Raw genomic sequence first — 12,937 nt, forward strand, 5'->3', positions numbered from 1 at the left:
ATGGTTAAAAAAATTATTTTGATGTTTTTGAGCTTATTGACGGTAACAGTGATTGGGATAGGGGCCTATGGCCTCACTATCCTCAATCAAACGACAGGGACCCTCAGTAAGACCTATAAAGGCTTTGGAAATGAGACCAATGTCATTGCAGAAAACAAGCCGATGACCATCCTTTTGATGGGGGTTGATACAGGTAGCGGTTCTCGGGAAGATCCTTGGGCCGGAAATAGTGATACCATGATTTTGGTGACTGTCAATCCTCAAACAAAAGAAACAACCATGACGAGCTTGGAAAGAGATATTCTAACCAATATTACTTCAGATGGCGAAACGGTCCAAGCAAAATTGAATTCGGCTTATGCTCAAGGTGGTGCCAAGTTAGCCATTAAAACCATTCAGGATCTCTTGAATATCCATATTGACCGCTATGTCATGATCAATATGAAGGGATTGGTTCAATTAGTGGATAAGGTTGGTGGCATCACGGTCAACAATCCATTTGACTTCGATATCTCGATCGAGGAAAATGAGCCAGAATATACGGCTAAGATCGCACCAGGACGTCAGGAGATTAATGGGGACCAAGCTCTCGTTTATTCACGCATGCGCTACCAAGACCCAGAAGGAGACTACGGACGTCAAAAACGCCAACGTGAAGTGATCAAAAAGATTGTTGAGAAAGTTTTAAGCCTCAATAGTTTGAGTCACTACAAAGGAATCATTGAGTCTGTTAGTGACAATATGCAAACCAACATTTCACTTGATAGCAACAGTCTTCTTCAATTGTTAGGATATAAAGATGCCCTTTCAACGATTCATCAGTACCAGCTGAAAGGAGAAGATGCCACCTTAGCAGATGGCGGAAGTTATCAGATCGTTACTTCAAAACATCTCTTGAAAATTCAAAATATCATCCGCAAAGCTTTGGGGATGAAAGAAATTAAAACATTGAAAACCAATGCTTACCTATTAGATGGAGATGAAGAGTTGAAGAATGCTTCTTCTCAAAATGATACGCCAGCGGCATCATCTGAGGAAGCACCTGTTTACCAAGAGTTTAACCAACTACCAGTTGTACCATCGACCCAGGATACGGGAGTGGGGACGCCTCAAAGTTCTGTTGCACCAGTGACACCAGTTGCTCCTGCAGCTACAGAGTCGAGCAGTGTGACACCTACGGTACCTTCAGAATAAGAAAAAAACGATTGAGTTTTCTCAATCGTTTTTACTTGGTTGCCAGATGTCTTGAATTTCTTTTAGAGAGGCTGTTGCTTGTTGACTAAATAGTTTGGTCTTGTATTGGAAATCCGTTACCAATTCTTGAAGATTGGTCTGTTGGTCTTGGATAATATCCAGATTGCGTTGGATTTTTGCTAGGTTATCTTGAATTCCCTTGGCCAATTGGCTGGATTCAGTCACCTCTGTTTTGATTTCTTTGCGGTTTTTTACTAGGTGATAGCTAATGCTAGCTCCTGTTGCAAACCAAAAGAGATTTTTGAGTTTCATATAGACTCCTTTTTAACTGTTTTTGATGGTTTCTGCGAGAACTGCTAGTTGTTCAAAATTAGGCTCGTGTTCAGTAAATGAAATGGCAAGCTCATCTTGATCGGAATAGCGAGGAATAATGTGGACATGTGTGTGAAAAACGGTTTGTCCAGAAACTTCTTCCATGTTGCTGATGATATTCATTCCCTTAGCTTGGGTAGCAGCTTCTACTTTTTTAGCAACTTTAGAAACACGTGCAAATAGTTGAGCTGTGGCGGTTTCGTCCATCTCTAATAGGTTGCGAGCGTGTTTTTTTGGAACGACTAACGTATGACCAGGAGTAACCTGAGAGATGTCCAAAAATGCGAGGACCTCCTCGTCCTCATAGACTTTGGATGAAGGAATGTCGCCAGCTATAATCTTACAAAAAATACAATCATCAACCATAAATACACCTCATTTAGACTAAATTTTGTTATAATATAAGAACATTATACCAGAAATCGGAGAAAATATGTTAGAAATCAACAAGTTGACAGGTGGCTATGTCAACATCCCTGTCCTGAAAGAGGTGAGCTTTTCGGTTCCGGATGGCCAACTGATTGGTTTGATTGGACTAAATGGAGCTGGGAAGTCAACCACAATTAATGAAATTATTGGTCTCCTGCATCCTTATGCTGGGGAGGTACGGATTGATGGTCTTAGTCTGCCAGAAGCTCCAACTGAATATCGGAAGAAGATTGGTTATATTCCAGAAACCCCTAGTCTTTATGAAGAATTAACCCTGAGAGAGCATATCGAGACCGTAGCTATGGCCTATGATTTAAATATGGATCAGGTCATGGTGCGCGTCCAGCCTTTGTTGGAACGATTCCGTTTGGCTGAAAAATTAGATTGGTTCCCGACCCAGTTTTCAAAGGGGATGAAGCAGAAGGTCATGATTATTTGCGCCTATGCAGTAGATCCAAGCCTTTATATTGTTGATGAACCCTTTTTGGGATTGGATCCTGTTGCGATTGCAGATTTGATTCAGTTGTTGGCGGATGAAAAGGCAAAAGGGAAATCAATTTTGATGAGTACCCACGTTCTGGATTCAGCTGAAAAGATGTGTGATGGGTTTGTGATCCTCCACAAGGGTCAGGTCCGAGCGCAAGGCACCTTAGATGAGTTGCGTTTAACTTTTGGAGATGAGCAAGCAAGTCTAAATGATATCTATATGACCTTGACAGAAGAGGAAACAGCATGAAAGAGTTGATGAAAAAACGGCAACAAACGTTTCGAACTCAATGTGTAAAATATAGCCGCTATGTTCTCAATGATCATTTCGTCCTCTTTATGCTGATTTTTATAGGATTTTTGTCGGTTCAGTATAGCCAATTCTTGCAAGAGTTACCCAAAGATACAAGTTTGATTCGCTGGAGTCTCTTGATCGGTTTGCTCCTTTTGGTTCCGATCGGTTCCATTGCGACTTACCTAGAGAAGCCCGATGCCTTATTCCTTTTAGTAAAGGAAGAGGAAGTAAAAAACTATATCAAAGGGCAGGTCAAGAAGTCTTTTATCTTTTGGTTTTTGATTCAAAGTGTTGTTCTTCTATTATTTGTGCCTCTTCTTCTTGCAACGGGGGTGAATGAACTAGGAGTTGTAGCCTATATCCTTGTCTTAGGGGTGGCTAAAGGGGCTGTTTTTAGCTGGAAGGAAGCGCGTTTCTACCAGGATGGAAATTTGAATTGGACCTTGGCCATTGCTCGTGAGAATGCAAGGAAACAATTGATCCTTCGTTTCTTTGCCTTGTTTACAACGGTGAAAGGTATTACTAACAGTGTTAAAAGAAGAGCTTACTTGGATGGTTTCTTAGGGCTTCTTCCCAAAACACATGGCAATACGTGGCTTCACTTATATATGCGCTCCTTCCTACGGAATGGAGATCTTTTCTCTATGACTCTCCGACTCTTGGCTCTTTCCATTCTCGCTATCATCTTTATTCCCCAGCCTCTCGTAGTGATTGCCCTTGTAGCCTTGCTCAATTACTTGGTTATTTTTCAATTACTGGGGCTTTACAGTGCTTTTGATTACCAACCCTTGACCCTCCTTTTCCCGATGAAAAAGGGCAGTAAAAAGGCAGGGTTGAACAAAACGATTCAGCTGGTCATGGGGATGATAACGGTGATAGAAGGGGGGATTGGTCTGGTCTTTGTTTCAGATAAAGTCCTGTTGTTAGGCTTACTGGCTTACACAGTTGCTTTAATCCTACTCTATCTTCCATTTAAGATGGCGCGCTTGGTTGACGAAAGTCGTTAAAATTAGTAAAATAGATTGGAAACTTTTTACGGAGGAAAAGATGGACTCGAATGAAAAAGAGCTAAGCCTCACCCCAATTCCTGGGAAGAGTGGGAAGGCCTACATGGGGACCTACCCAGATGGTGGGCGCGTTTTTGTAAAAATGAATACGACCCCAATCCTTGCGGGTCTAGCAAAAGAACAGATTGCTCCTCAATTATTATGGAGTCGACGATTGCCAGATGGAAATGTGATGAGTGCCCAAGAATGGTTGAATGGGGAAATTCTCACGCCAAATGGGATGTCGAAAAAACAAGTCGTCAATATTTTAACGAGATTGCACCGTTCTAGACCTTTGATGACCCAATTGAAAAAACTTGGCTATCCTGTGGAATCTCCATTAGAATTGCTCAATTCTTGGAGCAATCGGTTGCCAATTGCCCTACGTCAGAACCACTATATCCAATCAGTCGTAAAGAATTTACGTAAGACAGTGCCTGCCTTTCGGGAGGATTATGCGACGATCGTCCACGGGGATGTTCGTCATAGTAACTGGATTGAAACAGAGAGCGGCTTGATTTATCTAGTCGATTGGGACTCTGTTCGTTTGACAGACCGGATGTTGGATGTGGCGCATATCTTGAGTCACTATATCCCAGATTCTAATTGGCGCGATTGGTTAGGCTATTATGGCTACAAGTACAATCAAAAAGTATTTGATAAACTCTATTGGTTTGGTCAATACTCTTTCTTGTGCCAAATTGCTAAATACTATGAAAATAATGATTTAGAAAATGTCAATCGCGAGATCTATGCTCTGCGCAATTTCCGGTTGAAATATGGAAAGGAAATATGAGAGTTAGAAATCGCAAGGGAGCGACTGAATTATTAGAAGCGAACCCGCAATATGTGGTCCTAAATCCAGAAGATGCCAAGGGAAAATGGCATGAAATTTTCGGGAATGACCATCCTATTCATATCGAAGTGGGTAGCGGAAAAGGGGCCTTTATTACTGGGATGGCCAAGGCCAATCCAGAGATCAACTACATCGGAATTGATATTCAAAAATCAGTCTTGAGTTATGCTTTAGATAAGGTCTTAGAAGCTGATGTTCCTAATATTAAATTGCTTTGGGTAGACGGGGATAGCTTGACCAACTATTTTGAAGATGGAGAAATCGATCAACTCTATCTGAATTTTTCAGATCCTTGGCCTAAGAAACGTCATGAGAAGCGTCGTTTAACATACAAGACCTTCTTGGATACCTTCAAGCAAATTCTTCCAGAACATGGGGAGATTCACTTTAAAACAGACAACCGAGGTTTGTTTGAATACAGTTTGGTGAGTTTTTCGCAATATGGAATGACTTTGAAGGGAGTCTGGTTAGACCTTCATGCTAGTGACTTTGAGGGCAATGTCATGACGGAATATGAGAAGAAGTTCTCAAGTAAAGGCCAGGTCATTTACCGTGTAGAAGCACAGTTTTAGCATATTCCTTGCAATCATTGGGAAATCGTGCTATAATACATTAAATGAATAGAAAAGGAGAGGCGGGGAAATATCTTCGCCTCTTATCTATGAGGAGGTGGCAACCATCGCAACGATTGTTGACTTAGTAACAGAAGTGATTCAGCCAGCTATAAAGGAACCATTTGAATTGGTTGATGTTGAATATGGCAAAATGGGTGGTGACTACGTCTTAAGCATTTTCGTAGACAAACCAGAAGGAATCACACTGAATGATACAGCGGATTTGACAGAAATCATCAGTCCGCTATTGGATCAAATCAAACCAGACCCATTTCCAGAACAGTACTTTTTAGAAGTCACCAGTCCTGGCTTGGAGAGACCTTTGAAAACCAAGGAAGCACTCGAGGGATCTGTTGGTAAGTACGTCAATATCAGCTTGTACAAGGCTGTTGAAAAGCAAAAGGTCTTTGAGGGGAACCTGGTAGGTTTTGAAGAGGATGTTTTGACCATTGAGTATATGGATAAAACACGAAAGAAAACAGTGGATATTCCTTATAACCTTGTGTCCAAAGCAAGGTTGGCTGTAAAATTGTAACAGAATGAAAGAAAGGATGCCTTTATAGTAGAGGCAAGAAAAACATGAGTAAAGAAATGCTAGAAGCCTTCCGCATTTTGGAAGAAGACAAAGGGATCAAAAAAGAAGATATCATCGAAGCCGTCACAGAATCATTGCGTTCAGCTTATCGCCGTCGTTATGGACAATCAGAAAGTGCAGCGATTGAATTCAATGAAAAAACTGGAGATTTCCGTGTTTATACGGTTCGTGAAGTGGTGGATGAAGTCTTTGATAGCCGTTTAGAAATCAGCTTGAAGGATGCCTTGGCCATTAGCTCTGCTTATGAGTTGGGGGATAAGATCAAGTTTGAAGAAGCACCAGCTGAATTTGGTCGTGTAGCAGCTCAATCTGCTAAACAAACGATCATGGAAAAAATGCGTAAGCAAACGCGAACCATCACCTATAACACTTATAAAGAGCATGAAAATGAAATCATGAGTGGAACGGTGGAGCGCTTTGACAATCGTTTTATCTATGTCAATCTTGGCTCAATCGAAGCTCAATTGTCTAAGCAAGACCAAATTCCAGGAGAAGTGTTCCAATCTCATGACCGGATTGAAGTCTTTGTCTACAAGGTAGAAGATAATCCACGTGGTGTCAATGTCTTTGTTAGCCGAAGCCATCCTGAAATGATCAAACGTTTGATGGAACAAGAAATTCCTGAAGTTTATGATGGAACTGTTGAGATTATGAGTGTAGCGCGTGAAGCTGGAGATCGTACAAAAGTTGCGGTTCGTAGCCATAATCCAAACGTAGATGCGATTGGGACTATCGTTGGTCGTGGTGGATCGAACATTAAAAAGATTACCAGCAAGTTCCACCCAGCTCGATACGATCAAAAATTAGACCGTATGGTTCCGACAGAAGAAAACATCGATGTCATCGAGTGGGTTCCAGATCCAGCTGAATTTATCTACAATGCGATCGCTCCTGCAGAAGTGGACCAAGTTATTTTTGATGATGAAGATAGCAAACATGCTCTCGTTGTGGTTCCAGATAATAAACTATCTCTTGCCATTGGTCGTCGTGGTCAAAACGTTCGTTTGGCAGCTCATTTGACTGGTTACCGCATCGATATCAAATCTGCTAGTGAGTTCGAAGAAATGGAAGCAGCTCAAGAAACTTTTGAAGACCAAGTAGAAAGTGGCGAAGAGCAAGTCGATTAAGAGAGGGAGGGAAAATGGTAAAAACAAGAAAAATCCCTTTAAGAAAATCTGTCGTTTCAAATGAAATTATTGATAAGCGAGATTTGCTCCGCATTGTCAAAAATAAAGAAGGACAAGTCTTTATCGATCCAACTGGCAAAGCCAATGGTCGAGGTGCTTACATCAAGCTAGACAATGAAGAAGCGGCACTTGCTAAGAAAAAGAAAGTTTTTAATCGTAGCTTTAATATGGAAGTGGAAGAAGCTTTCTATGATGAATTGATCGCTTATGTAGATCATAAGGTGAAGAGAAGAGAGTTAGGCCTTGAATAAGCAAAAGATAAGTAATTTGTTGGGCTTGGCGCAAAGAGCAGGAAAACTCATTTCTGGAGAAGAACTCGTGATCAAAGCCATCCAGGAAGAAAAAGCAAAATTAGTTTTTCTGGCAAATGATGCAGCTAGTAACCTGACAAAAAAGGTGACAGATAAGGGTCACTATTATGAGGTTCAAGTATCTACCGTGTTTTCAACACTAGAATTAAGCACTGCAATTGGACGTGCCCGTAAGGTCGTCGCTGTTGTAGATGCTGGATTTTCAAAGAAAATGAGGTCTCTTATGGAATAGAAGAGGAGGACAGCAATTGTCTAAGAAAAGATTATACGAAATTGCCAAAGAATTGGGCAAGGAAAGTAAGGAAGTCGTCACTCGTGCGAAAGAATTAGGTTTTGACGTCAAGAGTCATGCATCTAGTGTCGATACTGATGTTGCTGAAAAGTTGATCAAGAGCTTTGCAGCGAAAAAAGAAACAGTCGAAAAGAAAGTAGCAGAAGTGGCTGCCAAGACAACGGCTGTCGCAGAGAAAAAAGAAGCAGCGCCCGTCAAAAAAGAAGGAGCAACTGAGACAAAATCAGTAACGCCAGCTGCTAAACCAAAGAGTCGTAACTTTAAAGCGGAACGAGAAGCGCGTGCAAAAGAACAGGCTGAACGTAGGAAACAACAAGACAATCGTCCAAAACGTGATCGCAAAGACAATCAGCGTCATGGTGACAACCGAAATCAACGACCACAAGAGCGAAATGAACAACGAAATCAAGGTTCTGATCGTCGCAATAACCGACCAGATCAAAGACGTGGTGAACAACCCCAAGTAGCACCAAAAGTTGATTTCAAAGCGCGTGCAGCAGCACTGAAAGCTGAACAAAATGCTGAATACGCACGTGGAAGTGAAGATCGCTACAAACAACAAGCTGCAAAAGCAGAACAAGAACGTCAACAGCGCCGGAAACGGGTAGAAGCACCAGAAGTGAAAGCACCTGTACAGGAGCCAGCTGTTGAGAACCATACAAAACCAGCTGTTGCTGCTGCTCCAGCTCAAGTCGATACACGTCGGAAGAAACAAGCGCGACCAGATAAGAAACGAGATGATTTTGATCGTGAAGAAGATGGTCCAAGAAAACAACAAAGGAATCGAAATAGTCAAAATCAAGTGAGAAATCAGAGAAATAGTAACTGGAATAACAATAAGAAAAATAAAAAAGGAAAGAACAACCGTAATGATGCTCCAAAACCAGTAACAGAGCGTAAATTCCATGAATTACCAAGTGAATTTGAGTATACGGATGGAATGACGGTTGCCGAAATCGCAAAACGTATCAAGCGTGAACCGGCTGAAATCGTCAAGAAACTCTTTATGATGGGAGTCATGGCGACTCAAAACCAATCGCTGGATGGAGATACGATTGAACTCTTGATGGTGGATTATGGAATTGAAGCCAAGAAAAAGGTTGAAGTGGATAATGCCGATATCGAACGCTTCTTCGTTGAAGATGGTTATTTGAATCCAGATGAGTTGGTAGAGCGTCCACCAGTTGTCACCATCATGGGACACGTTGACCACGGTAAAACTACCCTTTTGGATACCCTTCGTAATTCACGTGTAGCAACTGGTGAAGCGGGAGGAATCACTCAGCACATCGGTGCCTACCAAATCGTGGAAAATGGTAAGAAGATTACCTTCTTGGATACACCTGGACACGCGGCCTTTACTTCTATGCGGGCTCGTGGTGCATCTGTTACCGATATTACCATCTTGGTTGTAGCAGCAGATGACGGGGTGATGCCACAGACCATCGAAGCCATCAACCACTCAAAAGCTGCCAATGTTCCAATCATTGTGGCCATCAACAAGATCGATAAACCAGGAGCTAATCCAGAGCGTGTCATCGGTGAATTGGCTGAACACGGTGTTATGTCAACTGCTTGGGGTGGAGATTCTGAGTTTGTAGAAATCTCAGCCAAGTTCAACCAAAATATCGATGAGCTCTTGGAAACGGTCCTTCTTGTGGCTGAAATCCAAGAACTCAAGGCAGATCCAACTGTTCGTGCCATCGGTACTGTTATCGAAGCGCGCTTGGATAAAGGAAAAGGTGCGGTGGCAACCCTCCTTGTTCAACAAGGTACCTTGAATGTTCAAGACCCAATCGTTGTCGGAAATACCTTTGGACGTGTCCGTGCCATGACCAATGACCTTGGACGTCGTGTGAAGGTGGCAGGACCATCTACTCCGGTTTCTATCACTGGTTTGAACGAAGCGCCAATGGCGGGTGACCACTTCGCGGTTTATGAAGATGAAAAATCAGCGCGTGCAGCGGGTGAAGAACGTGCCAAACGTGCTCTTATGAAACAACGTCAAGCAACCAACCGCGTCAGCCTTGAAAATCTCTTTGATACCTTGAAGGCTGGGGAAGTGAAATCTGTTAATGTCATCATTAAAGCCGATGTACAAGGTTCGGTTGAAGCCCTTGCTGCTTCCCTTCAAAAGATTGAAGTAGAAGGTGTGAAAGTGACCATCGTTCACTCAGCGGTTGGTGCGATCAACGAATCAGACGTGACCCTTGCAGAAGCTTCAAATGCCTTCATCATTGGATTTAACGTCCGTCCTACTCCACAAGCACGTCAACAAGCTGAAGCTGACGAGGTGGAAATCCGTCTTCACTCAATTATCTACAAAGTGATTGAAGAAATGGAAGATGCCATGAAGGGTATGTTGGATCCTGAATTTGAAGAAAAAGTGATCGGGGAAGCAGTTATTCGTGAAACCTTTAAAGTCTCTAAAGTGGGTACCATTGGTGGATTTATGGTTCTTAGTGGTAAGGTTACACGTGATTCCAAAGTCCGTGTCATTCGTGACGGTGTCGTGATCTATGACGGAGCTCTTGCAAGCTTGAAACACTTCAAAGATGATGTCAAAGAGATCACAAATGGTCGTGAAGGTGGATTGATGATTGAAGGCTACAATGATATCAAGACAGATGATACCATCGAAGCCTACATCATGGAAGAAATTAAAAAATAAGCAAGCTGACTAGGAAAAAAGAGGGGGCCCCTCTGATTTCCTAGTTTTTAAACACAGAGCAGAAAGGAGTTCCTATGGCAAGTCATTTTCGGACAGACCGAGTAGGGATGGAAATCAAGCGTGAAGTCAACGAGATTTTACAAAAGAAAGTCCGTGACCCGCGTGTTCAAGGCGTCACCATTACGGATGTTCAAATGCTAGGTGATTTGTCTATGGCCAAAGTGTATTATTCAATTATGAGTGATTTGGCTTCAGACAATCAAAAGGCTCAGACAGGCCTTGAAAAAGCAACAGGAACCATCAAGCGTGAATTAGGTCGGAATCTGAAATTGTACAAGATTCCAGATCTTACTTTTGTGAAAGACGAATCCATCGAATACGGGAACAAGATCGATGAGATGTTGCGCAATTTGAACAAAGACTAGAGAGGTTGGAAATTTTCCACGTCCAGATTGAAAGACAAAGTCTTCTTAGAAACTTTCCTTAGGTGAGTACGGACGTCAGCGAACTTCTACGAAGTTCCAAGACTAATTATTGAGCCTAAGGTCTCAATAATTCCGAGTACCTGAAACTATTAAGTTTCAGGTACTTTTCTCACGACGAAAAGTTTCAGTAGATGATTGAATCACTCTAACGAGTAACATTTCTTTTTATAGAATTTATTAGATTTATAAAAAAGAATAGTTTGTCTACAGTCTCGGGTTGGAAATTTCCAACTTCTTTTTTTGACTCTTAAAATGAGGAAAATAAAACAGAAAGAAAAAAACGGTTTCAAAAAATAATAGAAATTTACAGAAATCTCTTGTGTGATTGGAAATTATCCTTTACAATAGGAGAGGAGTTTTATTTCTGATCTCATATTTGGAGGAATGATCATGTCCATTAACTGGCAGGAAATTTTGTTTAACTTTTTGGGAGGGTTGGGTCTCTTTCTCTATAGTATTAAAACCATGGGAGAAGGACTGCAACAAGCTGCAGGGGACCGTCTTCGCTACTATATTGATAAATATACCAGCAATCCCTTTCTTGGAGTCTTAGTAGGGATTGTTGTGACAGCCCTTATTCAGTCTAGTACAGGGGTAACGGTGATTACCGTTGGTCTGGTCAGTGCGGGTCTCTTGACCCTGCGTCAAGCCATTGGGATCATCATGGGGGCTAATATTGGGACCACGGTCACCTCATTCATTATTGGGTTTAAACTGGGGACTTATGCCCTTCCAATTATGTTTCTTGGAACGGTCTTACTTTTCTTTACCAAGAATCGAATGGCCAATAATATTGGTCGGATTCTCTTTGGGGTTGGAGGAATTTTCTACGCTTTAAACCTGATTAGTGCGGGAATGAGTCCTTTGAAAGAATTGCCAGAATTTAGTCAGTACATGATCACCCTTGGGAAAAATCCAATTCTAGGTGTTTTAGCAGGAGCCATTATCACCGTTTTGATTCAAGCTTCGTCAGCTACCATTGGGATTCTACAAGGTTTGTATTCAGGTGGTTTCCTAGATCTTCGCGGTTCTTTACCTATTCTTTTTGGGGACAACATCGGAACAACCTTGACAGTTATTATTGCAGCGATGGGGGCCAATGTTTCTGCTAAGCGTGTTGCAGCAACCCACGTGCTCTTTAACTTGATCGGTACAATCCTTTGTTTGATCTTGTTAACACCTTTTACAGCCATGATTGAATACTTCCAAGGGCTCTTGCACTTGTCACCAGAAATGACCATTGCTTTTTCTCACGGAGCTTTCAACGTGACCAACACCATCATTCAATTCCCATTCATTGGAGCTTTGGCATACTTTGTAACCAAACTGATTCCTGGTGAGGATGAGGTTGTCAAATATGAACCGCTCTACTTGGATGAAAACTTGATCACTCAAGCGCCTTCGATTGCTCTTGGAAATGCAAAAAAAGAGTTGCTTCATTTAGGTGGATATGCAGACAAAGCTTTTAATCTTTCTTATGATTATATTGTTCATCAAAATGAAAAAACAGCTGAAAAGGGTCATAAGACAGAAGAAGCCATCAATACCATTGATGATGATTTGACTCGCTACTTGATTCGTTTGTCGAGTGAAGCCTTGAGTCCGAGAGAAAGTGAAGTTCTCACCAATATCTTGGATTCTTCACGGGATTTGGAGCGGATTGGAGATCACGCGGAAGCCTTGATCAATCTGACCGATTATTTAATTCGAAAGAAAGTCGTTTTTTCAGAAGCAGCCTTAGCTGAATTGGAAGATATTTACAACCAAACCCATCAATTTGTAGAGGATGCCTTAAAAGCTGTTGAGAACAATGATGTGAGTCTTGCAAACCAATTGGTAGCACGTCACGAGGCAATTGAAAAGTTGGAGAAAAGACTTCGGAAAACCCATATTCGTCGTTTGAACCAAGGTGAATGTACACCTCAAGCCGGAGTGAACTTTATTGATATTATTTCTCACTATACACGAGTTGCAGACCATGCCATGAATCTGGCTGAAAAAGTACAAATCGAGCAAATTTAAGGAACGTCAAACAGAGTAAGTAGGAAGCTTACTCTGTTTTTTTGTTGGATTCTATTCAAAAATAGGTCTAGACCATTTACAA

General features: G+C 41.7%; 14 protein-coding genes. 12 read left to right on the forward strand and 2 right to left on the reverse strand.

Annotated features, from left to right (window positions below):
- Window positions 1-1,194, forward strand: a complete 1,194-nt coding sequence (locus NMM13_RS08920; protein WP_254728488.1) for an LCP family protein — start codon at window positions 1-3, stop codon at window positions 1,192-1,194.
- A 21-nt stretch (window positions 1,195-1,215) separates the two neighbouring features.
- Here NMM13_RS08920 and NMM13_RS08925 read toward each other — a convergent pair whose 3' ends face one another.
- Window positions 1,216-1,506, reverse strand: coding sequence for a hypothetical protein (locus NMM13_RS08925; RefSeq protein WP_254728489.1), 291 nt, complete (start codon window positions 1,504-1,506; stop codon window positions 1,216-1,218).
- Window positions 1,507-1,518: 12 nt separating this feature from the next.
- Entirely contained in the window at window positions 1,519-1,932 is a 414-nt protein-coding gene (locus NMM13_RS08930; protein WP_003012582.1) for an HIT family protein, read from the reverse strand.
- A 67-nt stretch (window positions 1,933-1,999) separates the two neighbouring features.
- Here NMM13_RS08930 and NMM13_RS08935 point away from each other — a divergent pair, with 67 nt between their 5' ends.
- From NMM13_RS08935 to NMM13_RS08985, 11 genes are all read left to right on the forward strand, one after another.
- Window positions 2,000-2,731 carry an ABC transporter ATP-binding protein gene (locus tag NMM13_RS08935; RefSeq protein WP_254728491.1) on the forward strand — a complete coding sequence of 244 codons (732 nt, stop codon included), beginning with the start codon at window positions 2,000-2,002 and terminating at the stop codon, window positions 2,729-2,731.
- Window positions 2,728-3,783 (forward strand): ABC transporter permease, encoded by a 1,056-nt coding sequence (locus tag NMM13_RS08940; protein ID WP_254728493.1) that lies wholly within the window; start codon window positions 2,728-2,730, stop codon window positions 3,781-3,783. The genes NMM13_RS08935 and NMM13_RS08940 overlap by 4 nt, the downstream gene beginning before the upstream one ends.
- A 40-nt stretch (window positions 3,784-3,823) precedes the next feature.
- On the forward strand, window positions 3,824-4,618 hold the full coding sequence (gene ccrZ, locus NMM13_RS08945; protein WP_003003852.1) for a cell cycle regulator CcrZ: 795 nt from the start codon (window positions 3,824-3,826) through the stop codon (window positions 4,616-4,618).
- Window positions 4,615-5,250 (forward strand): tRNA (guanosine(46)-N7)-methyltransferase TrmB, encoded by a 636-nt coding sequence (gene trmB, locus NMM13_RS08950; RefSeq protein ID WP_024056398.1) that lies wholly within the window; start codon window positions 4,615-4,617, stop codon window positions 5,248-5,250. The genes ccrZ and trmB overlap by 4 nt, the downstream gene beginning before the upstream one ends.
- Before the next feature lie 97 nt (window positions 5,251-5,347).
- Window positions 5,348-5,827: a ribosome maturation factor RimP gene (gene rimP / locus NMM13_RS08955; protein ID WP_049522806.1), complete on the forward strand. Its 480-nt coding sequence runs from the start codon at window positions 5,348-5,350 to the stop codon at window positions 5,825-5,827.
- Between the two features lie 44 nt (window positions 5,828-5,871).
- Entirely contained in the window at window positions 5,872-7,014 is a 1,143-nt protein-coding gene (gene nusA, locus NMM13_RS08960; protein ID WP_003010402.1) for a transcription termination factor NusA, read from the forward strand.
- Between the two features lie 14 nt (window positions 7,015-7,028).
- A complete protein-coding gene (locus tag NMM13_RS08965) occupies window positions 7,029-7,325 on the forward strand; it encodes an RNase P modulator RnpM (RefSeq protein WP_003010401.1) in 297 nt (98 codons plus the stop codon).
- Entirely contained in the window at window positions 7,318-7,617 is a 300-nt protein-coding gene (locus NMM13_RS08970) for a YlxQ-related RNA-binding protein (protein ID WP_003010399.1), read from the forward strand. The genes NMM13_RS08965 and NMM13_RS08970 overlap by 8 nt, the downstream gene beginning before the upstream one ends.
- A gap of 16 nt (window positions 7,618-7,633) precedes the next feature.
- Window positions 7,634-10,348 carry a translation initiation factor IF-2 gene (gene infB / locus NMM13_RS08975; protein ID WP_070659648.1) on the forward strand — a complete coding sequence of 905 codons (2,715 nt, stop codon included), beginning with the start codon at window positions 7,634-7,636 and terminating at the stop codon, window positions 10,346-10,348.
- A 74-nt stretch (window positions 10,349-10,422) separates the two neighbouring features.
- Complete coding sequence (gene rbfA, locus NMM13_RS08980) at window positions 10,423-10,773, forward strand: 30S ribosome-binding factor RbfA (RefSeq protein WP_003003976.1); 351 nt, start codon at window positions 10,423-10,425, stop codon at window positions 10,771-10,773.
- A gap of 450 nt (window positions 10,774-11,223) precedes the next feature.
- Window positions 11,224-12,855 (forward strand): Na/Pi cotransporter family protein, encoded by a 1,632-nt coding sequence (locus NMM13_RS08985; RefSeq protein WP_023920260.1) that lies wholly within the window; start codon window positions 11,224-11,226, stop codon window positions 12,853-12,855.
- The last annotated feature ends 82 nt before the right edge of the window (window positions 12,856-12,937 follow it).

Source organism: Streptococcus sp. CF8_St5-11, assembly GCF_024295625.1.
Taxonomy (GTDB): domain Bacteria; phylum Bacillota; class Bacilli; order Lactobacillales; family Streptococcaceae; genus Streptococcus.

Excerpts from the sequence above, each read along its gene's own strand:
- NMM13_RS08920 (WP_254728488.1), top strand. The coding sequence starts at position 1 with ATGGTTAAAAAAATTATTTTGATGTTTTTGAGCTTATTGACGGTAACA.
- NMM13_RS08935 (WP_254728491.1), top strand. The coding sequence starts at position 2,000 with ATGTTAGAAATCAACAAGTTGACAGGTGGCTATGTCAACATCCCTGTC.
- NMM13_RS08925 (WP_254728489.1), bottom strand. The coding sequence starts at position 1,506 with ATGAAACTCAAAAATCTCTTTTGGTTTGCAACAGGAGCTAGCATTAGC.
- NMM13_RS08965 (WP_003010401.1), top strand. The coding sequence starts at position 7,029 with ATGGTAAAAACAAGAAAAATCCCTTTAAGAAAATCTGTCGTTTCAAAT.
- NMM13_RS08940 (WP_254728493.1), top strand. The coding sequence starts at position 2,728 with ATGAAAGAGTTGATGAAAAAACGGCAACAAACGTTTCGAACTCAATGT.
- nusA (WP_003010402.1), top strand. The coding sequence starts at position 5,872 with ATGAGTAAAGAAATGCTAGAAGCCTTCCGCATTTTGGAAGAAGACAAA.
- NMM13_RS08985 (WP_023920260.1), top strand. The coding sequence starts at position 11,224 with ATGTCCATTAACTGGCAGGAAATTTTGTTTAACTTTTTGGGAGGGTTG.
- trmB (WP_024056398.1), top strand. The coding sequence starts at position 4,615 with ATGAGAGTTAGAAATCGCAAGGGAGCGACTGAATTATTAGAAGCGAAC.
- NMM13_RS08930 (WP_003012582.1), bottom strand. The coding sequence starts at position 1,932 with ATGGTTGATGATTGTATTTTTTGTAAGATTATAGCTGGCGACATTCCT.
- rbfA (WP_003003976.1), top strand. The coding sequence starts at position 10,423 with ATGGCAAGTCATTTTCGGACAGACCGAGTAGGGATGGAAATCAAGCGT.
- ccrZ (WP_003003852.1), top strand. The coding sequence starts at position 3,824 with ATGGACTCGAATGAAAAAGAGCTAAGCCTCACCCCAATTCCTGGGAAG.